The sequence below is a fragment of the bacterium genome, assembly GCA_035380285.1.
Lineage (GTDB): Bacteria > Auribacterota > Erginobacteria > Erginobacterales > DAOSXE01 > DAOSXE01.
Genome location: DAOSXE010000011.1, coordinates 22,024 through 44,716, shown reverse-complemented (window position 1 = coordinate 44,716; position 22,693 = coordinate 22,024). Strand labels below are relative to the sequence as shown.

The window sequence follows — 22,693 nt, the reverse complement described above, 5'->3', positions numbered from 1 at the left end:
CGCAAGGAGGAACGGATCATGAAATCGCTCTATTGGTTCGCCGGGATCGGGGCCGGGATCGTCCTGATCCTGGGAGGCTGCGGCGGGTCGAAACCGGAGGGCCCGGCGCTGGTCGTGGTGGGCGAAGAAACGATCACCCCGGACCAGTTCGCCAACGAATGGAACGCCCACCAGGCCATGGCCGGAGAATTCAAACCGGCTTCGCCCCAGGAACTTCTCGACGATATGATCCTGGAAAAGCTCATACTCCAGGAGGCCCGTCGCGAGGGGCTGGACCAGGAGGATTCCTTCCAGCAGGAGATGCGGGATTTCCAGGACCGGCTTCTGGTCGAAACCTATCTCAACCGAGAGGTCCTGTCCATTCCCCGTCCCCGCGAAGAGGAAATCGAGGCCTATTACCGGAGCCACCGCCCCGAGTTCGAAGTGCCGGAGTTGATAAGGGTCAGCCACATGCTCCTGGTTCCGGGCGAAGGCGAGGAGATGAGCACCGCCGGCGCCCAAGCTCAGGAGGTTCTGCGGCAACTTCAGGAGGGAGGCGATTTCGGAGAACTGGCCACCGCCGTCTCCAAGGGCACCGCCGCTTCCCGCGGCGGGGATCTGGGCTATTTCCGGCCGGGACAGCTTCCGACGGAATTGGAGAGCGTGGTGTGGACCATGGAGACCGATACGTTCGCCGGCCCCATCGAAAGCGAATACGGCTATTTCCTGGTGAAGGTAACCGACCGGAAGGAACCCAGGGTCAAGACGTTCGAAGAATCCCGCGACGAGGCCATGGCCCGCCTGGAGGTGGAAAAAAGAAAAGCGCGCCTGGACGAAGTGCGCGCATCCCTGGAAGGCAAATATCCGCCCCGGGTCGACAACGACCTGCTCCGCACCCTGGCGCTGCCGGTCCCCGGGGCCTCCGGGAAGTGACGGGCAAAACGATACTGTGGTTGGCGGCGGCGGCGGCGCTGACGGCGTCGGCCGCCGCCGCGGAAACGGAAGAAAAAATCGAAGCCCGGGTCAACGACCGGATACTGACCACCACCGAACTTCAGCGGCGGCTGGCCCCGCTCTATTCGCAATACGAAGAGAGCGCGCCTCCCAGCCAGCTCTCGACCCTGAAGAAAATGGCCCGCAACGACGCCATCAACGGCTGGATCGACGAACAGTTGATGCTGATCGCCGCAGAAAGCCGGGAAGATATTCAGGTCGATCCCCTCGAAGTGGAGCGTGACTACCGGGAGACGATGAATCGGTTCCCGTCCGAAGAAGATTTTCTCGCCTCCCTGGCCGAAGAGGGTTTCGACGAGGACTCCTTCCGGAAACGGCTGACGGAGCGGATCAAGATGAGCGAACTGGTTTACCGGGAGGTGAATTCCCGGGTCAACGTCACTCCCCGCGAAGTCATGGATTATTACCGCGACCACCCCCAGGAATTCACCACTCCGGAACAGATCCGGATCAGCATGATCCTGGTCCCGGCCCCCGACGATCCCGCGGCCCGCGCCGCCGCGCGCGGCCGGGCCGTCGAAGCCGCGGAGAAGATCGCCTCCGGGGCCGATTTCGCGGAAGTGGTCCGGGACTACTCCCTCGGGCCCGCCGCCGATTCCGGCGGCGACATGGGGTACCTGAGTGTCTCGGAGATGCGCTCGGACCTGGCCCGGGGGGTGGAGGGGATCGAAGTGGGGGGATATTCGGGGATCATCGAAGGACCCGGGAGCTTTCAGATCGTCAAGGTCACCGGCCGCAAGCAGGCGAGCCGCAAGCCGCTGGAATCGGTCTGGCAGTCCATTTCGGACCAACTCTACCAAACCCAACGGCGGCAGATCCAGGACCGCTGGCTGGATTCGCTGCGCCGCGCCGCCTATGTCCTCCCCGCTGAAAGCGGACAATCCGCTCCTTGACCGGGGCTACCTCTCCGCCGTGCTGGCCGAGAACGGTCTCCGTCTCTCCCGGGACCGCGGGCAGAATTTCATAACCGACGGAGGCGTGCTGGAACGAATCCTGGAGGAAGCCGGACTCGCGGACTCCGAAACCGTCCTCGAAATCGGTCCCGGGCTGGGGACGATGACCGTGGAAATGAGGAAGATCTGTCCGGTGGTGGCCGTGGAGTGCGACCGGGGGATCGCCCGCCTTCTCGGCGTCTTCTGCCCGGAAGGAACGGGGTTCACCCTGATCCGGGAAGACTTTCTTAAAGTCGACCCCGAGCGTATCCTGCGGGCGGCGGGCCGGCGCCCCTTGAAGGTGGTCTCCAACCTCCCTTATTCCCTGGCCGGGGCGGCGCTCTTCCGCCTGCTCCGCGACTTTCCTTCGGTGCGGCGAACGGTCTGCATGGTCCAGGAAGAAGCGGCGGCCAGGATCGTCGCTCCGCCGGGGAACAAGGAGTACGGGCTCCTCTCGGTCATGGCCGGGGCTTTCGGGGGCGCCCGGCGGGCATTCAAGGTGGATCGCCGCAGTTTTTTCCCCGTTCCGCGAGTGGATTCCGCGGTGGTGGTTCTCGACGCCGCCCCCCTTCCGGAGGCGGATGGGGACTTGAGGGTTCCCCTGGCGGCCGTGGCCAGAACCGTTTTCGCCCAACGCCGGAAGATGATCAAGAATACCCTGGAGCGGGCTTCGGGGTTGGGATATACTGCCGGCCAAATCGATCGAGCTTGTCGGGAAGCCGTCATCGATCCCGCCGCCCGGCCCGAGCAGCTTTCTCCTCGGGACTATGTTCGCCTGGTGCGGGCTCTGGCTTCCCACGGTCCGGAGAGCGAGCGGTGAACGACGGCGGAATAACTCGGGAGGAAGTCGAAAAGGTCGCGCGCCTGGCGCGTTTGGCGGTGACCGCCGAGGAGAAACAGGTCTTCGGCCGTCAGCTTAACTCCATCCTCGAATACATGGAGAAACTGGGCGCTTTGAACGTGGACGGAATCGAACCTCTCGACCACGTTCTCCCCCTGCGCAACGTCATGCGCGAGGACATCGCCGCTTCCGGATCCGGCCCCCAAGCCTTCCTTGCCGCCGCCCCGGCGACCCGCGACGGTTTTTTTCTGGTCCCCCCCGTGCTTTCCGATTGAATCCGCCATGAAGATTCACGAAATGACGGCTTCCCGAATCGCCGCCGGAGTCCGCGCCGGCGAATTTTCGGCCCGCGAGGCGGCCCTCGACGCCCTGAAACGGATCGGGGAAGTCGACGGAACCGTTCGGGCTTTTCTGCGCTTGGATCCGGAGGGCGCCCTGGCGGCGGCGGACCGGATCGACGAACGAGTGGCTTCCGGTGAAGACCCGGGTCCGCTGGCCGGAGTCCCGGTCGGTCTGAAGGACAACCTCTGCGTCGAAGGCAGGGAAGTAACCTGCGGTTCGGCCATTTTGGCGGGCTACGCCGCGCCGTACGACGCCACCGTGGTCGCGCGCCTGCGCGCGTCCGGCGCGGTTTTTCTCGGCCAGCTCAATATGGACGAATTCGCCATGGGGTCCTCCAACGAAAACTCGAGCTACGGGCCCGTGCGCAATCCCTGGGATCCATGCCGGGTTCCGGGGGGGTCTTCGGGGGGGGCGGCGGCCGCGGTGGCTTCCCGGCAGTGCGCCCTGGCCCTGGGCTCGGACACGGGCGGCTCCATCCGGCAACCGGCTTCGCTCTGCGGGGTGGCGGGATTGAAGCCGACCTACGGGCGGGTTTCCCGCTACGGCCTGATCGCGTACGCTTCGTCCCTCGATCAGATCGGCCCCTTCGCCCGTTCGGTCGAAGACGTCGCTCTGGCCCTGGAGGTCATGGCCGGCCCCGACCCCCGGGACTCGACCTCGGCGCCGTTGCCGGTTCCGTCCTGCCGCCGGGAACCGCCGCCGACCCTCGAGGGAATGAGGCTGGGGGTCCCGGCGGAGTGTTTCTCCGAAGGCATGTCCGCGGAGGTGGAAGAGCGTTTCCGGGAGGCCTGCGCCGTCTACCGCGATGCCGGCGCGGAACTGGTGGAGATCCGGCTGCCGCGTCTGCCCGACTCGGTGGCCTGTTACTACATCATCTCCACCGCCGAGGCCTCTTCCAACCTGGCCCGGTTCGACGGCGTGCAGTACGGCATCCGTTCCGGGGCCGGGGAGGGGATGATCGAAATGTACCAGCAGACCCGGGCGCAGGGGTTCGGCCCCGAGGTCAAGCGGAGGATCATGCTGGGGACCTACGTGCTTTCCGCCGGGTATTACGAAGCGTTTTACGCGCGCGCGCTCAAGGTCAGGCGCTTGATCAAGGACGATTTCGACCGGGCGTTCGAAACCTGCGGCTGCATTCTCATGCCGACGTCGCCGACCACGGCCTTTCGGCTGGGAGAAAAGACCGCCGACCCCCTGCAGATGTATCTTTCCGATATCTTCACGATCGGGGTCAACCTTGCCGGTCTGCCCGCGATTTCGATCAATTGCGGTTTCGACGGCGCCGGGCTCCCGGTAGGGCTCCAGATCATCGCCCCCGCGTTCGAGGAGCCAAGGCTGCTGGACGTCGCCCGGTTCTTCGAGGGCCGCACCCGGCACCATCTTCGGTCCCCCGTCCTCGGACCCGGCGAGGAGGCGAGGGGATGAACTCCTGGGAGACGGTAATCGGCCTGGAGGTCCACGTCCAACTGAAGACGGAATCGAAGCTCTTCTGTTCCTGCCCGGTCGGATGGGGAGGGGAGCCCAACAGCCGGGTCTGTCCGGTCTGCCTGGGGCTCCCCGGCGTTCTGCCGGTGCTGAACCGCCGAGCGGTCGAACTCGCGGTGCGGGCGGGGCTGGCGCTCAATTGCCGGACGGCCTCGTTCAGCAAATTCGACCGGAAGAACTACTATTACCCCGATCTGCCCAAGGCCTATCAGATCTCCCAGTACGACCGGCCCCTGAACGGTCCGGGCTGGATCGATATCTCCGTCGATGACGCGGACAGGCGGATCGGGATCACCCGGGCCCATCTCGAAGAAGACGCGGGGAAACTGGTCCACTTCGAGGACGGGAGCGGGAGCGGGGTGGATTACAACCGCACCGGCGTCCCCTTGCTGGAGATCGTATCGGAGCCGGAACTGCGCACGCCGCGCGAAGCCCACGAGTACCTGAAAACCATACACGGGGTCATGCGCTATGCCGGGGTTTCGGACTGCGATATGGAAAAGGGCTCCTTCCGGTGCGACGCCAATATTTCCCTGCGCCCCGCCGGCTCACGCGGGCTGGGCGTCAAGGTCGAGATCAAAAACATGAACTCCTTCAAAGCGGTGGAGAAAGCGCTGGAGTACGAGGAGCGCCGCCAGCGCCGGATACTGGACAAGGGCGGAGCCGTCGTTCAGGAAACGCGCCTCTTCGTCGCGGAATCGGGGAAAACCCGTTCCATGAGAAGCAAGGAGGAGGCGCACGATTACCGCTACTTCCCCGACCCTGACCTGGTGCCGGTCGTCCTCGACCCGGCATGGTTGGAGGAGGAGAGGAAGAAGCTCCCGGAGCTGCCGGCGGCTCGGGCGCAACGGTTCGCGCGCGAATACGGGATCCCCGCGTACGATGCCGGGGTTCTGACCGCGGAAAGAGAACTGGCGGATTATTTCGAGGCGGCGGCCCGGCTCGCCGACCCCAAGACGGCGAGCAACTGGGTGATGGTGGAGCTGCTGGGCAAACTCAAGGAAGCGGGGAAGGGGATCGCCGAATCCCCCGTCTCTCCGGAAGGCTTGGCCGAACTTCTCTCCCTCGTCGTCCGGGGGACGATCAGCGGCAAGACGGCCAAAGCCGTTTTCGCCGAGATGTTCTCCGCCGGCAGCTCGGCTTCCGACATCGTCCGGGAACGGGGCCTGGTCCAGATCAGCGACGCCGCCGAACTCGAGGGAATCGTCGACCGGGTGATCGCCGACAACCCGGGCCCGGCCGAAGAGGTGCGCTCGGGCAAGGACAAAGCGATCGCGTTTCTGGTCGGGCAGGCGATGAAGGCGACCCGGGGAAAAGCCAACCCCCGGGAAGTGAACCGTATCCTCAAAGAACGGCTGGGCCGAAACTGACCTTCACGGGCGTTGGCCGGCGTCCGGAGGGATTTCCGGGGGCTCATGCCGCCTCCGAGCCAGGAGCCGGGCTTCGATCGCGGGACCGACCACCGACCAATCCACGCAGGGGCGGGCGAACCCGGGGGGGCGGACCAGGGGGCAGCCGAAGCCGGCGTCGTCGACGTAGCAGTGGCCGTAGGCCTTGGGGCTGGAACTCCATGCCGCCTGATCGGGGTTGACGTTCGCCCCGTACAGTTTCACCCCCCGCTCCTCGAGAAAGCCGACCGCCGCCGAAAGCAGCATTCTTCCGTCCGGCCCGTCGGAGCGCATGGTGAAGAGGATGATCCGGCCCCCGAGTTCGGTCCAGCGTTTCAGCCATTCCATGGCTCCGGGGACCGGGGCCCCGATCGCGGGGAAGCGGTAGTCGACGATGGTTCCGTCGAAATCGACGCAGATGTACATACGCGGGGAGGCGCGGTCAGTGGGAAAAGACCAGGACCTTGGCCTCGACCCCGTCCACGGTGTTGAGCTCTTCCAGGATCCCGAAGCGCTTGTCGTCGTCCCCCACCATCTCCAGGATGACGATCCCGTTGGGGGAAGAGGCCCCGCCGTCGGTTTCGTGCAGACCGATACGGGTCTTGATGTGGGCCCCGTAGGCGGTCAGGATCTGCTGGACTTCGATGGCGTGTTTGATCCGGTCGGTGATATGGACCGCCACGATGACGTGGCTGCCGGCGCCTGTCTTCATCGCTCGCCTCCTTGCCTGTTGCCGTCGCGGCCTCGAAACTTCGTCGCCTCCCCTTCCTCGCCGAGTATACCCGGACGGGTTCTCCCGGACAACCGCGAAGCTTCCGCGGGGGTGGGAAGGTAGCCGCCGAGGTTCCGGGTAAAGGCAGGGATGGCGGCGACGATATGGTCGACCACCTTTCCGACGTACCGGTCGACTCCGGCGGGATCGGCTTCCCATCCCGGCACCGCCTCCTCCACGTCGGGCAGGTGGCGGGGAGCCCCGTACGCGACCTGGTTGAAGAGCGGGGCCGAATACCCGTAGGCGGCGTCCAGGTAGCGCCGGTGGTCCGTTCCCATGGCGACGACGAGATCGGCCTCCCCCAGCATCTCCCGATCCAGGCGCCGCTGGCGGTGCCCGCCAGGATCGAGGCCGTGGGAGAGCAGGCGCTCCCGAATGGCGGGGCGCACGGCCTGGGGGAGGGCGACGATGCCGGCGGATGCGGCCCGCCAGAGGGGACTGCCGCGGTTCCAGGAGTTGAAGGCCAGTTCGGCGCTCATGCTCCTGAAGATATTCCCGGTGCAGACGAACAGGACCGTGCGCGACGCGTTTTCGGTCACGAAGTCTCCCTCCCCGCGAAGGGTTCCCCGCCGGGCCCGGGTTTCAGGGCGGATATGCCGTCGAGCAGCACCGCCAGCGCCCGGCAGTCGTCCTCGTTGTAGGCCAGAATCCGGTCGCGGATGCAGGAATCCCCGCTCTCCATCCACCGGTGGTACCACTCGATGGACGCGGCGCCGGAAGGAGAAGCGTCCCTCCAGGAAAAACCGAGGTATGAAGCCAGGTCTTTGATCGAATAGCTGCGGGTGGGCCATTCGGTGTATGGTTTGACGACGTCGAAGTAGAGATCGACGGCGCCGGGAAACGAGAAGACGGCGTCGATCTCCTCCCGATCGGCCACGTCGGGGTAGCGCTCGGCCAGCTTTCGCCACCAGGTCCGTTCGTACTTCGAATAGTAATAGACCACGGCACTCTCCCGCCGCCGGAGATAGTCGAGGGCCCCGGCGAAAGCCCGCTTTTCATCCCCGGAGGCGGGAGTGGGGGCCAGGAAAGGCGTGAAGCGCGTCCGCCCTCCCTCCTTTCTTTCCAGAAAACCGTGGAGGTAGCAGACGTCCCGGAGGGGGTCGACTTCGATATCGAAAAATATCTCGCGGTCGCCGCGCCGCGGAGGCAAAGGGGCGGTCAGGTAAGGGCGGGCGTCCGGTTGCGCCAGCAGCCGGGCGCGTTCCTGGAATTTGCGCAGCCTCCGCCTCCCCAGGCCCGGTATCCCGCCGTCCGTCGGGTTCAGGTCGGCGGCGGCCAACGCCGCGACCGTGGGGTAGCGGGGCCCGATGGCGTCACGGAGCCGGCGCCCCAGTTCGGGAATGAGGGTCAGATCGTCGAGGTCCTCGGCCTGGCGGGCGCAGAGGCTCTTCCAATGGCAGAGCTTGCAGACGGAGCCCAGGGCCGGCCGGGTCGCGCCGGGTCGCGCGATAATCGCCCGGGCTCGATCGAGGGCTTCGAGGTAGTCGGCCCTGAAACTCCGGGGTCGGCGGCGGCCGCGCGGGAGGTTCAAATCGTAGGCGACCTTGCGGCCGCGGACATCGAGCACGAAGGGCGGTTCGGCCGCGGCCGCCCCCATCTCTTCGAGAATATCGGTATAGAGGGCTAACTGGACGGCATACGGCGTCTTCAGCTTCCCGTTTTCTCCCGTCTCCTCGCCGCGCGCGGCCGTCCCGCTTTTAATGTCCCCGGCGGCGTACCCGCCGCCGCTTCGAAGCAGGAGGTCGGGTTCGCCCAGCAGCCCCTGTCCCCGGATCCGACCCGAGTAGATCAAAGGCGTTTTCGCGGTCATGGCGGCGGTGGTTCTCCGTTCCTTCTCTTCGCCGTTCCAGGGGCTGAGATCGAGGCAGGGGGCTGCCATCGCCGCCAACGTTTCTTTCTCGAAAACGGAGCCCCGTTCCCAAAGAAGTTTCAGAAAGGCGGTTTCCGGGTCGCGCCGGGCCGGATCTTCGTGCAGGTCGAGGTCGAGACGGCGGGGACACAGGAGCAGGCTGTAGAGCATGGAAGCGGTGATGGGACGAGAAGCCGGGTTTCCCGGCGAGGAGGGGGAGTTCACAGTTTTTCGGCGCGCCGGCGATGGGCATCGGCCCACCCGGCGCTTCCCGGCCGGTTCCCCTCCCGGACTTCGACTCGTTTCCAGCGGCCCTCGGCCTCGATCACGACCACGGTTTCTCCCGGGAGCCCCTCATAGACCAGGTAGTCGGCCAGTTCCCGTTCGCTGCTGACGTATTTCTGTTCCCTGAGGATGGGCAGCGGCGTTTCCAGTTTCCAAAGACCGCCTTCGGCCCGGTAGAAATCGTCTTGTTCCCCCCGGTCGCTTGAACTTTCCCCGCCCGCCCGGTTTCCGCAGCCGCGGACCGAGACGAAGACGGCGACCCCGACGCCCAGCAGCACGGCCAGAGCCACGGCCGCCCCGAAAATCCGTTTTTTCCTGTGCGCGCCGCCGTTCATGCTTCCAGGAGCTTCCCTCCTGATTTTCTCCGGAGCCGGGAGGTTTTATCGGATGCAACTTCCGGCGGCTATGCTAGCATAAATCGGTGCCGGGAGGACAAGAATCGGGTCCACGGCGTAACCGGGAGATAGTGAGCATGAAGCGCGTTGTGGCCGCCGCCGTTCTGATCGCAGGCGGGTGTTCCAGCATTCAGACCACGGACGATCTCACCGGGCGCCGGCTCACCGCCGAGGGTTCCGAAGTCGTGGCCCATATCCACTCCGATATCTGGGGCATCTACTTCCTGGGTTTCGAGTGCATGCCGCTCATCACCGGAAGCCGGTCCGATCCCGGGAGCTACCACTTCTTCCGCGACACCGTTTCCACCAATTCCGCCGCCTCCATGGTGACGGAAAAAAGCGAGGAACTGGGAGCGGATACCGTGACCGATCTGACCACCGATTGGTCCAGCGAATGGCAGACTTACACGCTGCTCTTCTGGCTCAAGGAAGCTCAGGCCTCGGGCAACGCCGTCATTACCCGCAAGGGAGACCCGGAGGATCTTCCGGCCCCGGAGGGCGCCGCTACCGAGCCGCCGCCGGCCACGCCCTGAGGGGCACCGGGCGCTTTCCCCACATCGTGCGCACCCGGGCCAGTTCCGTCCCGTCGACTTTTCGGGCCAGCCGGTGAATGCGTTCGGGGACCGGATCTTCGCCCGGAGGGGAGACGGCGCATTCCACCGTCTCCCCGGCTCCGGCCGCCTGCCGGTAGGCCGCCTCGATCAGGAAAGGACTGAATTCTTCCCGAAAAGCCGGGGGCATCGTGTCCAGCGCCCATTGAACGTAGAGGGCGTTGTTGACGTGCCGGTTGATGTCCAGATCGGAAGGGCGCACCCGGACCGAATACCCGGGTTCGGCGGCTTCGATCCCGGGGATCCTGCCCAGGGGAGTTTCCCGGAGCAGGCGCGATTCCCGGCAGGGAAAGGGGGGAAGGACTCCGGGCCGGAGGGGACGTCCCCGGGCCAGGTCGAAGACGAACCAGTCGGTCGTGGCCAGGGCCAGCGGCGCCCCGCCGTCGTCGGAAAAAACGAATTCGCGGGTGTAGTACAAGCCTTCCCGGCCCGAGGCCCAGGTGGCGACGGTAAACCGCTCCCAGCGCCCCGGGCGCCGCTCGATCCGCATGCGGGAGCGGGCCAGAAACCAGGTTCGGCCTTCCCGGAGCAGATCCTCCATCGCGACTCCCAATCGGGCCGCGTCTCTTCCGGCCGCATCCTGGAGCCGGTCGAGAAGGGCCAGGGGAGAGGCCAGGCCGTCGGCCTCGGCTTCGTGCGCCAACACCCGGTATGACTGTTCGAAGACGGTCCCGCCCATAGCCTCGTCGTCGTCGCCCGGGGCCGGAGAATGATTTTGTCGGCTGTTCATCCGGAGTTCACCGTTTCATAACAGTGTAAGCCCGGTCTCTTGTCCGGGCAAGCGCGCCCGGGGCCGGCTCGGGGTCAAAGAAGGTCCCGGGGCGCCGCCGGGATCAGAGCGCGGACCCGGGCGAACTCCCTGAAAAGGATGGCTGCCGCGACCGAGAAGGTGAGGATGTCGGCGCCGGGGGTGGTCATCCAAACGCCGTCCAACCCCCTGAGGGCGGAGAGGAGGTACAGAAGCGGGAGGTAGAAGATGATCATCCGCAGGAGGTTGAGGGAGATGCTGACCAGAGGGCGACCGGTGGCCTGGAAGTAGTTGGCGATGACGACCTGAAACATCCCCAGGGGGATCATGGCCAGCATCAGCCTCATGCCCCGGGCGGCCGTCGCCCGCAGGACGGGGTCCGGGGTGAAGATGGAAGCGAGGTCGAGAGGGAAAAACTCCACCAGCGCCAGGCCGGCGAGGCCGATGAACCCGGCGTAGGAGAGACAGGCTTTCAGCGCCGCCAGGACCCGATCGAAGTTTTCGGCTCCGTAGTTGAAACCGATGATGGGTTGGCTGCCCTGGTTGAGGCCGATGATGGGCATCATCAGGAATATCAAAAGGCTGTGGATGATTCCCATCGCGCCGATGGCCGTGTCCCCCCCGTAGCGGAGGAGGAAACGGTTGGTAAGAACGACGAAGACGCTGTAGACGAACTGAAGGGTGAAAGGAGAAGCCCCGATGTACAGCATCGCCCGGGCCAGGGCGGGATCGATCGTGAGGTTCCGGAGCCGGAGAGTGAGCACGCGGGTCCGGCCGAAGATGAAGTGGCGGAAGATGAGGACGGCGGAGACCGTCTTGGCCAGAGCGGTGGCCAGAGCCGCGCCTTCGACGCCCCATCCCCAGCGGACGACGAAAAGATAGTCCAGACCGACGTTGAGGACGGCTCCGGTCCCCAGGATGGCCATGGAGATGGCGGGGTTCCCCTCGGCCCGGATCATGCCGTTGGTTCCCATGGCGATGAAGTCGACGGTTATCACCGACATCAGGATCCGCATATAAGCGCGGGAAAAAGGGATGATGGCGGGCCCGGCGCCGAAAAGGCGCAGGAGCGGATCGAGAAAAATCTGTCCGAGCGCGGTCAGGACCAGGCCGCTGACGACGAAGCTGGCCAGTACGGTTCCGAGGATCCGCTCCGCCTGGTCGTAGCGCCCTTCCCCCAGCCGCAGCGAGGTCAGGGTTCCTCCTCCGATGCCGATCAGCATGCCGATGGCGATGCAGACCATGAAGAGAGGGAAGGTGATCGAAATCCCGGCCAGGGCGTCGCTTCCGGCGAACTTGCCGATAAAGGCGCGGTCGATGATGTTGTAGATGCTGAAGGCGGCGAAACCGAGGGTGGTGGGAATGGAATAGCGGATGAGCAGGCGGGGGACGCTTTCCCCCCCGAGTTCCCGGGTCTTGGAGTGGAGGCGGGAAACGGTCACGGCCTTCCCGGGGGCGGGGGCGCCGCGGCGGGTTCAGTTGCTGAAACGCACGACAACGACGTCTCCGTCCCTGACCTGATATTCCTTGCCTTCCAGCCGCCGTTTCCCCGCCTTGGCCGCCGCCTCCTCGCTTCCCGACTCGACCAGGTCTTCGTGGCGGATGACCTCCATGCGGATGAAACCGGTCTCCATGTCGGTGTGGATTTTGCCGGCGGCCACGGGCGCGCAGTCGCCGCTGCGGCAGGTCCAGGCGTGCACTTCGGTCGGGCCGGCCGTGAAGAACGTAATCAGGCCCAGGAGCCGGTAGGCGGCTCGGATCAGCCGTTCCACCGAGGATTCGGCGATGCCCAACTCCGCCATGAACTCCCGCCGCTCGTCCGGCTCGAGTTCGCTGAGGTCGGCCTCGTCGCGCCCCGCGACCGCGATCATTTCCGCTCCTTCCCCGCGGGCGAGGCGGGCCAGCCGGAGCACCTGTTCCCCATCCGCCTCGGAGACGGAGGCGAGATTGGCGATATACAGCACCGGTTTCAGCGAAGAGAGGTGGCATTCCGCCACGGCCTCCAATTCGGCCGGCCCCAGATCCTGTTTGCGGGCGGGCACTCCGGATTCGAGGGAGGCGAGCACCTTCCGGCATGCCTCCAGCTCCTTCAGGGCCTGCTTGTCCCCGGACCGGGATTTTTTAACCAGGCGGTCGATCTTGTTCTGCACGGTCTGGACGTCGGCGGTCACCATCTCCAGGTCGACGATCTCGATGTCTCCGGCCGGATCGATCTCCCCGGGGTCCCGGAAAAAAGCGACCACGTGGAGGAGGGCGTTGACGTCCTTGACATGGGCCAGCAGCCGGTTGCCCCTCCCCCCCTCGGCGGTGCTCCCGGCCTGGAGGCCGGGGATATCGACCAGTTCCAGGGCGGCGCGGACCGTTTTGGGAGGCCGGTAGATCTCGATCAGCGGGGCCAGTCGGGAATCGGGGACTTCCACGACCGCCCGGTTCGTTTCCGCACCCGAAAATTCGGCGGCGCCGGCGGCGGTCAACGCGTTGAATATGGTGGTCTTCCCGCACCGGGGAAGCCCGATGATGCCCGCTTTCAAAGTCATGGGTTCGTCCTTTTTTCCCGGTTGCGAACGGGCTATACTACCCGTCTTCGCTCCCCCGGGCAAGAACGGGAATCTGTGCATGTATCGAAAAGAAACATCGAAACGAACGCGTCTGCGGATACCCACGTGGGCGGGTTCGGCGCTGGTAGCGGCGGCGGCGGCGGGGACCGCGGCGTTTCTCCCCGAAAAGGGCGCGGCGGTTTTTTCGAAGGTCCCGGAACCGTGGGGCTGGGGGGAGCCGTCCGGGGGGTGCTGGGCCGAGTTCACGTTCCCCACCGGCCAGAACCGGCTTCTCTTCTGGCGCGATCCCGGCGTACTCCAACCCACGGCCGCCGGCAGTCCGGATTCGGCTCGTTACGGATCCTACCGGACCGTGAAATCGGGGAAGCGGTTCCTGCCCGCGTTCCACGAAGGAGTGGATATCGCCGCCCGCGAGCACAACCGCCGGGGGGTCCCCGCCGACCGGGTGCGGGCGGTGGCGCGGGGCACCGCCGCCTATGTCAACCGGGTCGCCGGCAACTCCTCCTACGGGAACTATGTGGTCCTTGTCCACGACGACCCCCTGGGCCCGGTCTACACCCTGTACGCCCATCTGGGTTCGATCGATCCGTCCCTGCGGGAAGGAAAGGCCGTCGCCGCGGGCGACGTCCTGGGAGTGATCGGCACCTCGTCGTCTTCGACCCGCATTCCCCGGGGCCGGGCGCATCTGCATTTCGAAGTCGGGCTGATCGCCAACGACCGTTTCCGGGATTGGGCGCGTTCCAGAAAAATGAAGAACCCCCACCGTTCCTTCCACGGATGGAACCTCCTGGGGCTCGATCCCCTGAGGTTCTTCGCCTGGAGGCTGTTCCGTCCCGCTTCGGATTTCGAAACGTTTCTGAAAGGTGCACCCCGGGCCTTCACCCTCGCCGCCCGCACCGCCCGCCTTCCGGATTGGTTCCGCCGGTATCCCCGCCTCTGGAAAGGCGAGGGATTCGCCGGGAGCGGGGTGGCGCTGGCCTGTACGGCCAACGGCGTCGTTCTGGAGGGCAGAAACGCCGCTGCCGCCGAGCTGGCCGCGCTGGAGGAATCCGCCGCGGTCGTCACCGGGGTCGATGGCCGGGCCCTGGGGCGCAACGGCCCGAGAATCGTGGTGAGGGAAGGGAGCCGCTGGCGGCTGGGGGAACAGGGGGAACGCTGGCTTTCCCTGGTATTGTACCCCCGGGAGAATTGACGTTGGGGATACGGATGCGTTTAGGGTATAGTACTCGGGCCGGACATACGCCAAGGAGAAGACAATGGAAGAAACGAAACCCAGCAGTATCGACGAAATAACCATCGACCCCGACGGTTTCTATCGGGAGGAAATATATTCCGACCTCAAGCTGGCCACCGTCCGAAAGATGGTCCCGGTGAAGGCGGACGGAAGCGAGGACCCTTCCCGGGAAGCCATATTTATCGCCGAGACCAACGTCATGTCGGCCGCGGGGCCCCTCCCTCTGACCGCGCGCCTGGAGGCAACCGACCTGACCGGCGCTTCCGCCGCTTTCCCCGGAGCCATCAAGAAGGCGATGGACCGCATGGTGGAGGAGATCAACGAGCTCCGTCGCCGGGAATCGTCGCGGATCGTCGTTCCCGGAGAAACTTCGGGGCTGGGGCCGGCCTCGGGAGCTCACGGGATGGGCTCGATCAAACTGACCTGAATGCCCCGCCCCGCCCAAGGTTCTCCATGCTGAAAAACATCATGAGCAAGCTCCGGAAGGCCACTCTTCCGGAACAAACCGCCCCCGTACCCGTTCCGGCCCCCGCGCCGCCGCCGATCGAATCTGCGCCGGCTTCGCCGGGCCGCTCTTCCCGAAACCGCCGTTCCCGGCGCCCCCGCGCCGGTTCCGGCCGGGTACGGGAGGAAAATAAGGAGGACCGGCCCCAGGCTCTCCCCCCTCTGCCCGAAGTGCCCCCGGAGGCGGGGCGGACCCGGTTTCTCGATCTCGATCTGCCTCCGGAACTGCAGGCCGGGATCGCCGAGGCGGAGTTCAGGTACTGTACGCCCATCCAGGAAAAAATTCTGCCCCACTCCCTGGCGGGCAAGGACGCCGCCGGCCGGGCGCAGACGGGAACCGGTAAAACCGCCGCGTTTCTGATCACGCTCATGGCGGATTTCCTCAAACGCCCGAGAACGTCGGCTCCCTCCGGGACGCCCCGGGCGTTGATCATGGCTCCGACCCGGGAACTGGCGCTGCAGATCGAAAAAGACGCCAGGACCTTGGGCAGGTACACCGGGTTGAGGATACTGTCCGTATACGGGGGAATGGATTACGTCCGTCAGGAGACGGAACTGAGGGGAAAACCCGTCGACATCATCATCGCCACCCCCGGACGTCTGCTCGATTTCATGGGAAAGGGTGCGGTCGATCTGGGTTCGGTCGAACACCTGGTCATAGACGAGGCCGACCGGATGCTGGACATGGGGTTCATCCCCGATATGCGCCGGATCATCCGCCGGACGCCGCCCAAGGATTCGCGGCAGACCATGCTCTTTTCGGCCACGCTCACGCCTCGGGTCGCGCGTTTGATCGGGAGTTGGACCCGGCAGCCGGAGTTCGTCGAAATCGAGCCGGAGCAGGTGGTGGTGGATTCCATCGACCAGGTGGTCTACATCACCACCGCGCGGGAAAAGTTCAAGATCCTCTACAACCTGATCGAGTCCCACGGCCTCGACCGGGTGCTGGTGTTCTGCAACCGCAAGGACCGGACCCGGAGGCTGATGGAGTCCCTGGAGGAGTACGGTATCAACACCGCCATGCTTTCCGGGGACGTCCCCCAGAAAAAACGGTTGAGCACCCTGGAAGGTTTCCGGGACGGCCGCATCCGGGTTCTGGTGGCCACCGACGTCGCTTCCCGGGGGCTGCACGTCGAGGGGATCAGCCACGTCATCAACTTCAACCTGCCCATGGACGCGGAGGACTACGTTCACCGCATCGGCCGCACCGGCCGGGCGGGGGAGGAAGGCATTTCGGTCAGTTTCGCCTGCGACGAGGACGCGTTTCAGATCCCCGACATCGAAAAGTACATCGGCGAAAACCTGGTCTGCCGGGAGCCGGAAGAAGAACTGCTCAAGCCCCTGCCTCCCCCCGTCCGCCCCCGCCGCCGGACTTCTTCCCCGGGCCCGGGGGGCCGTCCCCGCCGCTCCGGCGGCCCGCGATCCCGCCGCCGCTGACCGGCCGCCGGCTCGGTTCCGAGCGGGGGGGGCGTGGGATGTCTTTTCAGAAATTCAAGATGGGAAATCTACGTCCCGGTTCCGTGGCCGTGAGATCGCCGTAGGACTTGTCGGAATATCGTGTTAAACTATCGATATCCAAGGCAATCGAGCCCAAACGATTGCACGGGCGACAGCCGAAGGAGGGGCCGGGATCGACGTTCTTGTCGCTGTCTGAGCGATGCACATGACAAAAAAGGCGCTATTCATCAGGCCTCGGCGCTTGAATGCCCGGGTAAGGACTGGACGGTATCGCCGCTGGAGCTGTGCCGCCTTGGGCATGATCGGTGTTGCCGGAATTCCCGGCGAAAGTTGGGGGCTCCCCCGAAAGGCCGCGCCGACGGCATATCCGTCACCCACGCCCGTACCGACCCTTTCTCCTCTGCCGACCCCCAGCCCGGCATGTTGGTTCGGGCCGTTTCTCCAATCGATGACGACCGACTCGGTCTGGGTCTGTTGGTGGACGAACTATACGGTGAGCAACGGTTTAGTGGAATGGGGTCTGCAGTCGGCCACTTCCTTCGCATGGCAGACCGCGGCCGAGGTGACGATCTTCAATTATCAGACTGCCTTTGCCGATCCTCCCATGGTCCGATGTGAAGCCCTGCTCGATAATCTGAACGCCGAAACCCGTTACTATTATCGAGCCTCGGCCGACGGTGTGAGCATGGGAGATGTCCATAGCTTCACCACTTTTTCCGCCACCAGCACCAAGTTCCGTTTCGCGGTTGCGGCCGACACCACGATGGATTGGACTGAATACATATCCCGTTGGCCTTACGTCGCCGGCCAGATCATGGAGGACGATCCTTCCTTTTATCTGGTTGTAGGAGATATAGTCGATTCCGGGCCGGTGATCCGACAGTATGAAAAATTTTTCTCGGAACAAACGGATCTCTGCAAGGATTACTGCCTATGGCCCGTCTTGGGCAATCATGAATGGACCGACTATGTAGATGAAGGTTGGGCTAACCATAAACCACAGTTGTACCTTGATATCTTCCATCTGCCCGAGAACGGTTGGGATGAGTATTACTACAGTTTCGACTACGGCAATGCTCATTTCACCATTCTGGAGAACAACGGCTTGGAGTTGGACAAAGACCATGGGCAATGGAACTGGTTTGTAAATGATGTCAGTTCCACCGACCGCGAGTGGAAATTCGTCTTTTTTCATATCCCCGGCTGGTCTTCGGGGGGCACCTACTCCGCCACGGTCATCAACGACGTCTGCCCGATCCTGGAAGAGCACGGGGTCGATATCGTATTTTCCGGACATATCCACGAATACGAAAGGAGCCTCAAGGACGGGGTTTGCCACATTATTACCGGTGGGGGAGGATCGAGGCTGAATGACAGGACCGGAGAAATCACCGATTGGACGATTTTCACCCGAATGACCCACGAACACATGCTGGTGGAAATCGACGGCCATGAATTGAACTGCTGGGCGATCGACACCGACTCCGTCGTTTTCGATCAGTTTCAAATCTTCCATACGACTCCTTCCCCGGCTCCTTCGCCGACGCACGCCCCGACCGGTTCGCCCACGGCCGTTCCCAGTTCGACGCCCAGCGCTACCCCAACGCCTTCGACCACCCCCACCGCCCGTAAGACCCCGACGCCTTCGGTTACTCCTTCTTCATCGGCGACACCCACGGCCGTTCCCAGTTCGACGCCCAGTTCTACTCCCGCTCCCTCGGCGACACCCACGGTTGCCGTGACCCCGGTACCGGTCCTCGAACGACTCGTTCTTGACGGCCAGGATTATGACGGCGACGGTTCCGACGATATCGGTGTATTCAGGGCGGAGCAGAGGTTGTGGTTATTGAGAGACATTACCCGGGTTTATTTCGGTCGACCGGGGGATTTGCCCGCCTCGGGCGATTATAACGGAGACGGCACGACCGACCTGGCTTTGAGACGGCCCTCGACGGGCATGTGGAGGATCAGGGGCATTACCGCGAGGTATTTGGGGATCGACTCCGATCTTCCCGTTCCCGGGGATTACGACGGGGACGGCACGACCGATGTGGCCGTGTTCAGGTCGAAAAACGGCTTGTGGTTCATCGCGGATATTTCGAGGATTTATTGGGGAGAAGAGGGAGATTTACCCGTTTCCGCCGATTATAACGGGGACGGTACCGCCGATCCGGCGGTGTTCAGCCCGCCGGAAGGGTTATGGCTCATCCGGAATATCACCGGCGCTTTCTTCGGAAAGGACGGTGATATTCCCCTCCCCGGGGATTACGACGGGGACGGCACGGCCGAACCGGCGATCCTCAGACGAACAAATGGTTTATGGGTCCTCAAAGGGGTTACCCGGAGGTATTTTTCCCGGGAAGGTGACGTTCCGGTTCCGGCCTATTACGGCGGGGCGGCGAAAACCTTGGGCATTTTTCGCCCGTCGGCCGGTTTGTGGAATCTCCCGGGTTTCACCAGGGTATATTACGGACACGAGGACGATATCCCCCTCTCCGGCAATTAACGACCTACGCCCGCTCCGGAAACGATCCGTTGGTGCGGGGAACTCGTGTCAAGTCCGGGGGCGGTCTCCGCGTCGGGCCGCCCGCCAGAGCAGGGTTCTCCAGAGGCGGCATTGGCGCATCAGCTCGGGTTCCGGGCGCTGCCAACGGTAGGGGAAACTCCGGCAGGCCGGGGGCCGCAAGGGGTAGATGCGGCAGCCGTCGGCGCCGAGAAAAGGGCACCGCCCGTCGGCGGTTTCGACCGCCTGGAGGCGTCGCCGGTCCGGCGCCGGCTCGAAGTAGGTTTCGGCGCATTCCCGTTCGTCCATCCCCAGCCATCGGGCTATGCCGGGGAGATTCTCCGGGGGGAAGAACACCGTCCCTTCCCACCGGCAGCAGGCGTCGCAACCCCGGCAACAGTCACCGTCGCCCGGTTCCGGGTCGAAGGAGAGGACGTGGGAAGAGTTCAAGCGGCGTCTCCGCCGCGTCCGGCGACCAGGGCGATCCAGGGGGCGGAATCGGCGAAAAACGTCCCCAGGACCGTCAACCCCGCTTTCTCCAGGAGAGAGCGGTACCGTTCCGGCGTGCATACCTCCATTCCGATCAGCTCGGTCAGTTCGCGGTCCCCGGCCGAAAATTTCGGGTGGAGGTAGAGTTCGTTGACGATGAGCAGGGTTCCGCCGGGGGCCAGCACCCTTCCGATTTCGGCGGCCGCTTCGACCAGATCGGCCCAGAAGTACGTGGTCTCGAAGGCCGTGACCGCGGCGAAAGCGCCGGAGGGGAAGGGGAGCCCGTCCGCGGCCGCGGCCACGAAAGCGGCGCGCCCGCGCCCGGGGTTGCGACGCCGGGAATACCGGGCCATGTCCTCGGAAAGATCGATCCCGATCACCGAGTAGTTTTCCGGGCGCCTCAGAATGTCGCGGGCGGTCGCGCCGCCGCCGCAGCCGATGTCCAGGACCAGAGCCCCGGGCGGAGGAGCGAAGCGGGCCAGCCCCCAGGCCCGCAACGGGGCATGGTGCCGGTTCATCCGCCGGGCGACCGTTCGGCCCAGTTCCCCCCGGGGGCAGCGGTGAGCTTTGAGGTAGGCGTTCCGGTCGGATCCGGCCTCGCGCCGGCCGTTGCCGTTCTTATCGGGACGCCGTTTCACCGGCGCGTGAAGACGGTCGTTTCCCGGGGGATGCTCTTTTCGCCGATCTCGTTGCCGGGCAGGAGACGTCCGTCGGGCAGAAAGTAGATGGTGGCGGGCAGGTTCCAATCGGGGCCGCAGATGTCGAAGGCGCTGGTTTCGGGAGTGACCTTGCCCGCGACCGAATATCCCAGCAGTATCCTGGTGTTGACGGGGAGCGTCTTGAAATCGCCGGCGGTCAGATCGTTCCCCAACCGGTAGCGGCCGTCGGGGTAGAGGTAGAGAGTGGAAGCCGAAGCGTATTCGCCCCCCGCGATTTCGGCGGCGGTGGACCCGTCCCTCCCCAGGATCCGGATCGTTTCGGGAGGGTTGTCGCGCTGGTTGTCGGAAAGGATCACCCGGGTCCCGGCCGGGATCGAGCCCCAGGCGACGATCTCGTTCCCCCGCAGGACCTTTCCGTCGGGGAAAATATAGACGGTCTGGGGGGAGTTGTACTGGTCGCGGGCGACGTCCCAGGCGCTGCGGCCCTTGGCTATGGTCTGGGCGTCGGCGCCGACGAAGCGGCTGAGCGCCTCTTCCTGGGTCCGGGGGGAGCCGTACAGGACCCGGGCCAGGTAGGGGTCGCCGACCGTGAGCCGCCCGGCGCGGACGTCGGGATCGCAGTCGGGCGCCCGTTCGATGCCGAGTTTGACCCGTACGTCTTTGCGGGCGAAGAGCATCCCGCACCGCTTACGCCCCCGGTGGGAGGTCGCGTGCCAACGGTTGGGCAGGCCGTAAGCGACCATGGAGTGGGTGAGGACCCTCTCGTCGGGGATCCGGTAGATGTTCCGGAGCTGGCGGAGCAGCTCTTTCAGGGCGACGTATTGAGCCGCGGTCAGGTCGCGGTTGTGGTAGCCGACCACCTCGATTCCGAGGGAGACGTCGTCGAGGTTGGCCCTCCCGTTCCACATGCTCCGCCCGGCATGGAGAGCGATCCGGTCTCTCTGGATGATCCGGTAGACTTTCCCGGCGGGGTCGACGAAGTAGTGCGTCTCTCCGTTGCGGGTGACTTTCTTCAGGGACCCGGCGGTCGCCCCTTCGGTGGTGTGGAGGATGATATAGTCGGTCGAAGGCCGTTTTTCCCGGTTTTTGTTTTCCGGGCTGTAGTGGTTGACGATGTTGAGCTTGGCGGCGAAAAGGGGAGCCGGTCCGGTCCAGACCGCGGCCGCAACCATACCTGCGATTGCCGCCCGGGCCCTCAACGCCGCCCCGGTCTCCTCAATCGCCCGGCGCCGGGGGCCGGACGGCATCGAGAATCCGGTTCCAGTTCTCGATCTGCGGGGCCATTTTTTCCATCAGCTCGCCGCAGTCGCCGTCGATGCGGATGGAGACGATCCGATCGCCCTTGCGGACGGCATCGACCACCGCCTGATCTTCCGGGCCCGCCACCCGCCCGAAAACGGTGTGTTTCCCGTCCAGCCAGGGGGTGGCGGTGTGAGTGATGAAAAACTGGCTCCCGTTGGTGCCGGGGCCCCGGTTGGCCATGGAAAGGACGCCGGGGCGGTCGTGGCGCAGATCGGGCGAGAATTCGTCGGCGAAGGTATACCCGGGGCCGCCGCTGCCGGTTCCCAGCGGACACCCCCCCTGGATCATGAAATTGTCGATGACGCGGTGGAACGAGCCCCCGTCGTAAAATCCGCGCCGGGCCAGGTTGACGAAGTTGGCTACGGTCAGGGGAGCCTGGTCGGCGAAGAGCACAAGGTGAATCGGTCCTCTGCCGGTCTCGATGACGGCGGTTATCGGGGCGGGTCGGTTCACGGTTTCCTCCGGTGTTGACGGTGGCCCGGCCTCTTCGCCGTCGCCGGCGGAAGCCAGGGAAAGCAGGGCGGCCGGGAGCAGCATCCAGATCTTCTTCATCGGTTTCTCCTTATCGGCGGCTCGGTTCAGTCTTCGGTTTTCTCCCAGGCGGCCAGGAAGATGTCGCGGCTCATGAGCAGGTAATCGCGGTCGGAGGCGAATATCTCCAGGGTAAAGGTGCCGTCGTAGCCGGCCTCGCGCAGGGCGCCGAGGATCCGGTCCAGTTCCAGGCTCCCGCATCCCAGCGGCAGGTGCTGATCGTCGTCCCCCCGGTTGTCGGAGACATGGACGTGGAGGAGCCGGGGGCCGTAACGGGCGATCAGGGCCGCGCCCCCGTCGGGCTCGGTGATGTTGGCGTGTCCGAGGTCGAGGTGCAGGTGGAGGTTTTCGACGCTGTCCAGGATCAGGGATATGGTCTCGAAGGTGTCGTACCTGCTCCCGACCGGTTCCAGCATCAGCCGGATGTCCCTGGCCCCGGCCGCCGCCGCCGCCAGGGTGAGGAATTCGACGTGGGCGCGGATCACCTCTTTCAGCAGTTTGCTCGAATAGGAAAGGTTGGTATGCACGTTGATCCGGTCGATTCCCACGTCCCGGCAGAGGTCGAAACAGGCTTCCAGGTAGGGAAGACAGGCCTCCCGAACGGAGGTCAGGGGGTTGGCATAGGGGATGTACCAGGAGTTATGGCCGACCGGAACCGGCAGGGAGTGCTCCCGGGAAAGTTCCAGGATGGTTCCGGCGTCCAGCTCCTCGATCGGGGTGGCCGGCGGTTCGATGGTCAATTCCAGAAAATCGAACCCGGCGCCGGCCGCGAACCGGAATTCCTCGTCGAGGGGGAAGAACGGGGAGTTCATAT

At 64.9% G+C, this 22,693-nt stretch carries 24 protein-coding genes; 11 read left to right on the top strand and 13 right to left on the bottom strand.

Translation table 11 applies throughout. The features are described from left to right. Positions 1 to 18 precede the first annotated feature (18 nt). The 6 genes from PLZ73_05720 to gatB are packed head-to-tail and all read left to right on the top strand — an operon-like array spanning position 19 to position 5,963. Complete coding sequence (locus PLZ73_05720; GenBank protein HOO77371.1) at positions 19 to 912, top strand: peptidylprolyl isomerase; 894 nt, start codon at positions 19 to 21, stop codon at positions 910 to 912. Beyond that, positions 909 to 1,886 carry a peptidyl-prolyl cis-trans isomerase gene (locus PLZ73_05715; protein ID HOO77370.1) on the top strand — a complete coding sequence of 326 codons (978 nt, stop codon included), beginning with the start codon at positions 909 to 911 and terminating at the stop codon, positions 1,884 to 1,886. The genes PLZ73_05720 and PLZ73_05715 overlap by 4 nt, the downstream gene beginning before the upstream one ends. Further along, complete coding sequence (gene rsmA, locus PLZ73_05710; GenBank protein ID HOO77369.1) at positions 1,849 to 2,745, top strand: 16S rRNA (adenine(1518)-N(6)/adenine(1519)-N(6))-dimethyltransferase RsmA; 897 nt, start codon at positions 1,849 to 1,851, stop codon at positions 2,743 to 2,745. The genes PLZ73_05715 and rsmA overlap by 38 nt, the downstream gene beginning before the upstream one ends. After that, positions 2,742 to 3,041, top strand: a complete 300-nt coding sequence (gatC, locus tag PLZ73_05705; protein HOO77368.1) for an Asp-tRNA(Asn)/Glu-tRNA(Gln) amidotransferase subunit GatC — start codon at positions 2,742 to 2,744, stop codon at positions 3,039 to 3,041. Before rsmA ends, gatC begins: the two co-directional genes overlap by 4 nt. Before the next feature lie 7 nt (positions 3,042 to 3,048). Then, complete coding sequence (gatA, locus tag PLZ73_05700; protein ID HOO77367.1) at positions 3,049 to 4,533, top strand: Asp-tRNA(Asn)/Glu-tRNA(Gln) amidotransferase subunit GatA; 1,485 nt, start codon at positions 3,049 to 3,051, stop codon at positions 4,531 to 4,533. After that, positions 4,530 to 5,963 (top strand): Asp-tRNA(Asn)/Glu-tRNA(Gln) amidotransferase subunit GatB, encoded by a 1,434-nt coding sequence (gatB, locus tag PLZ73_05695; protein HOO77366.1) that lies wholly within the window; start codon positions 4,530 to 4,532, stop codon positions 5,961 to 5,963. Before gatA ends, gatB begins: the two co-directional genes overlap by 4 nt. A gap of 3 nt (positions 5,964 to 5,966) precedes the next feature. On the opposite strand, the gene PLZ73_05690 is transcribed toward gatB, so the two are convergent. The 5 genes from PLZ73_05690 to PLZ73_05670 are packed head-to-tail and all read right to left on the bottom strand — an operon-like array spanning position 5,967 to position 9,222. Beyond that, positions 5,967 to 6,407 carry a hypothetical protein gene (locus PLZ73_05690; GenBank protein ID HOO77365.1) on the bottom strand — a complete coding sequence of 147 codons (441 nt, stop codon included), beginning with the start codon at positions 6,405 to 6,407 and terminating at the stop codon, positions 5,967 to 5,969. A gap of 16 nt (positions 6,408 to 6,423) precedes the next feature. Further along, positions 6,424 to 6,693, bottom strand: a complete 270-nt coding sequence (locus tag PLZ73_05685) for a hypothetical protein (protein HOO77364.1) — start codon at positions 6,691 to 6,693, stop codon at positions 6,424 to 6,426. Next, on the bottom strand, positions 6,690 to 7,292 hold the full coding sequence (locus tag PLZ73_05680; GenBank protein ID HOO77363.1) for a hypothetical protein: 603 nt from the start codon (positions 7,290 to 7,292) through the stop codon (positions 6,690 to 6,692). The genes PLZ73_05685 and PLZ73_05680 overlap by 4 nt, the downstream gene beginning before the upstream one ends. Further along, a complete protein-coding gene (locus PLZ73_05675; GenBank protein HOO77362.1) occupies positions 7,289 to 8,827 on the bottom strand; it encodes a TM0106 family RecB-like putative nuclease in 1,539 nt (512 codons plus the stop codon). The genes PLZ73_05680 and PLZ73_05675 overlap by 4 nt, the downstream gene beginning before the upstream one ends. Beyond that, the gene (locus PLZ73_05670; protein ID HOO77361.1) at positions 8,824 to 9,222 is read right to left on the bottom strand and encodes a hypothetical protein; all 399 of its coding nucleotides are present in this window, start codon (positions 9,220 to 9,222) and stop codon (positions 8,824 to 8,826) included. The genes PLZ73_05675 and PLZ73_05670 overlap by 4 nt, the downstream gene beginning before the upstream one ends. 137 nt (positions 9,223 to 9,359) lie before the next feature. On the opposite strand from PLZ73_05670, the gene PLZ73_05665 reads away from it, so the two are divergent. Continuing rightward, positions 9,360 to 9,815 carry a hypothetical protein gene (locus PLZ73_05665; protein HOO77360.1) on the top strand — a complete coding sequence of 152 codons (456 nt, stop codon included), beginning with the start codon at positions 9,360 to 9,362 and terminating at the stop codon, positions 9,813 to 9,815. Here the strand turns inward: PLZ73_05665 and PLZ73_05660 are convergent. From PLZ73_05660 to ychF, 3 genes are all read right to left on the bottom strand, one after another. After that, entirely contained in the window at positions 9,787 to 10,623 is an 837-nt protein-coding gene (locus tag PLZ73_05660) for a thioesterase (GenBank protein ID HOO77359.1), read from the bottom strand. The two genes, PLZ73_05665 and PLZ73_05660, sit on opposite strands and share 29 nt — an antisense overlap. A gap of 74 nt (positions 10,624 to 10,697) precedes the next feature. Continuing rightward, positions 10,698 to 12,083 carry an MATE family efflux transporter gene (locus PLZ73_05655; protein HOO77358.1) on the bottom strand — a complete coding sequence of 462 codons (1,386 nt, stop codon included), beginning with the start codon at positions 12,081 to 12,083 and terminating at the stop codon, positions 10,698 to 10,700. Between the two features lie 33 nt (positions 12,084 to 12,116). Continuing rightward, on the bottom strand, positions 12,117 to 13,178 hold the full coding sequence (ychF, locus tag PLZ73_05650; GenBank protein ID HOO77357.1) for a redox-regulated ATPase YchF: 1,062 nt from the start codon (positions 13,176 to 13,178) through the stop codon (positions 12,117 to 12,119). Positions 13,179 to 13,257: 79 nt separating this feature from the next. Between ychF and PLZ73_05645 the strand changes: the two genes are divergently transcribed. The 4 genes from PLZ73_05645 (at position 13,258) to PLZ73_05630 (ending at position 18,901) form a co-directional block, all read left to right on the top strand. Beyond that, positions 13,258 to 14,391 (top strand): M23 family metallopeptidase, encoded by a 1,134-nt coding sequence (locus PLZ73_05645; protein ID HOO77356.1) that lies wholly within the window; start codon positions 13,258 to 13,260, stop codon positions 14,389 to 14,391. Between the two features lie 64 nt (positions 14,392 to 14,455). Then, positions 14,456 to 14,860 (top strand): cytoplasmic protein, encoded by a 405-nt coding sequence (locus PLZ73_05640; protein HOO77355.1) that lies wholly within the window; start codon positions 14,456 to 14,458, stop codon positions 14,858 to 14,860. Between the two features lie 41 nt (positions 14,861 to 14,901). Further along, positions 14,902 to 16,374, top strand: a complete 1,473-nt coding sequence (locus PLZ73_05635; protein HOO77354.1) for a DEAD/DEAH box helicase — start codon at positions 14,902 to 14,904, stop codon at positions 16,372 to 16,374. Positions 16,375 to 16,843: 469 nt separating this feature from the next. Further along, positions 16,844 to 18,901: a metallophosphoesterase gene (locus tag PLZ73_05630; GenBank protein ID HOO77353.1), complete on the top strand. Its 2,058-nt coding sequence runs from the start codon at positions 16,844 to 16,846 to the stop codon at positions 18,899 to 18,901. Between the two features lie 48 nt (positions 18,902 to 18,949). On the opposite strand, the gene PLZ73_05625 is transcribed toward PLZ73_05630, so the two are convergent. The 5 genes from PLZ73_05625 to PLZ73_05605 are packed head-to-tail and all read right to left on the bottom strand — an operon-like array spanning position 18,950 to position 22,691. Next, positions 18,950 to 19,348, bottom strand: coding sequence for a YkgJ family cysteine cluster protein (locus tag PLZ73_05625; protein HOO77352.1), 399 nt, complete (start codon positions 19,346 to 19,348; stop codon positions 18,950 to 18,952). Further along, positions 19,345 to 20,025: a class I SAM-dependent methyltransferase gene (locus PLZ73_05620; GenBank protein HOO77351.1), complete on the bottom strand. Its 681-nt coding sequence runs from the start codon at positions 20,023 to 20,025 to the stop codon at positions 19,345 to 19,347. Before PLZ73_05620 ends, PLZ73_05625 begins: the two co-directional genes overlap by 4 nt. Then, a complete protein-coding gene (locus tag PLZ73_05615; GenBank protein HOO77350.1) occupies positions 20,022 to 21,293 on the bottom strand; it encodes an N-acetylmuramoyl-L-alanine amidase in 1,272 nt (423 codons plus the stop codon). Before PLZ73_05615 ends, PLZ73_05620 begins: the two co-directional genes overlap by 4 nt. Then, positions 21,262 to 21,900 (bottom strand): peptidylprolyl isomerase, encoded by a 639-nt coding sequence (locus PLZ73_05610; protein HOO77349.1) that lies wholly within the window; start codon positions 21,898 to 21,900, stop codon positions 21,262 to 21,264. The genes PLZ73_05615 and PLZ73_05610 overlap by 32 nt, the downstream gene beginning before the upstream one ends. A 26-nt stretch (positions 21,901 to 21,926) precedes the next feature. Continuing rightward, positions 21,927 to 22,691 (bottom strand): sugar phosphate isomerase/epimerase, encoded by a 765-nt coding sequence (locus tag PLZ73_05605; GenBank protein HOO77348.1) that lies wholly within the window; start codon positions 22,689 to 22,691, stop codon positions 21,927 to 21,929. Positions 22,692 to 22,693: the final 2 nt, after the last annotated feature.

Bases quoted from the DNA above. Each gene is read 5' to 3' on its own strand.
- PLZ73_05670 (HOO77361.1), bottom strand. From the start codon at position 9,222: ATGAACGGCGGCGCGCACAGGAAAAAACGGATTTTCGGGGCGGCCGTG.
- gatB (HOO77366.1), top strand. From the start codon at position 4,530: ATGAACTCCTGGGAGACGGTAATCGGCCTGGAGGTCCACGTCCAACTG.
- ychF (HOO77357.1), bottom strand. From the start codon at position 13,178: ATGACTTTGAAAGCGGGCATCATCGGGCTTCCCCGGTGCGGGAAGACC.
- PLZ73_05665 (HOO77360.1), top strand. From the start codon at position 9,360: ATGAAGCGCGTTGTGGCCGCCGCCGTTCTGATCGCAGGCGGGTGTTCC.
- PLZ73_05685 (HOO77364.1), bottom strand. From the start codon at position 6,693: ATGAAGACAGGCGCCGGCAGCCACGTCATCGTGGCGGTCCATATCACC.
- PLZ73_05690 (HOO77365.1), bottom strand. From the start codon at position 6,407: ATGTACATCTGCGTCGATTTCGACGGAACCATCGTCGACTACCGCTTC.
- PLZ73_05615 (HOO77350.1), bottom strand. From the start codon at position 21,293: ATGCCGTCCGGCCCCCGGCGCCGGGCGATTGAGGAGACCGGGGCGGCG.
- PLZ73_05720 (HOO77371.1), top strand. From the start codon at position 19: ATGAAATCGCTCTATTGGTTCGCCGGGATCGGGGCCGGGATCGTCCTG.
- rsmA (HOO77369.1), top strand. From the start codon at position 1,849: ATGTCCTCCCCGCTGAAAGCGGACAATCCGCTCCTTGACCGGGGCTAC.
- PLZ73_05640 (HOO77355.1), top strand. From the start codon at position 14,456: ATGGAAGAAACGAAACCCAGCAGTATCGACGAAATAACCATCGACCCC.
- gatA (HOO77367.1), top strand. From the start codon at position 3,049: ATGAAGATTCACGAAATGACGGCTTCCCGAATCGCCGCCGGAGTCCGC.
- PLZ73_05635 (HOO77354.1), top strand. From the start codon at position 14,902: ATGAGCAAGCTCCGGAAGGCCACTCTTCCGGAACAAACCGCCCCCGTA.
- PLZ73_05610 (HOO77349.1), bottom strand. From the start codon at position 21,900: ATGAAGAAGATCTGGATGCTGCTCCCGGCCGCCCTGCTTTCCCTGGCT.
- PLZ73_05645 (HOO77356.1), top strand. From the start codon at position 13,258: ATGTATCGAAAAGAAACATCGAAACGAACGCGTCTGCGGATACCCACG.
- PLZ73_05605 (HOO77348.1), bottom strand. From the start codon at position 22,691: ATGAACTCCCCGTTCTTCCCCCTCGACGAGGAATTCCGGTTCGCGGCC.
- PLZ73_05630 (HOO77353.1), top strand. From the start codon at position 16,844: ATGACGACCGACTCGGTCTGGGTCTGTTGGTGGACGAACTATACGGTG.
- PLZ73_05660 (HOO77359.1), bottom strand. From the start codon at position 10,623: ATGAACAGCCGACAAAATCATTCTCCGGCCCCGGGCGACGACGACGAG.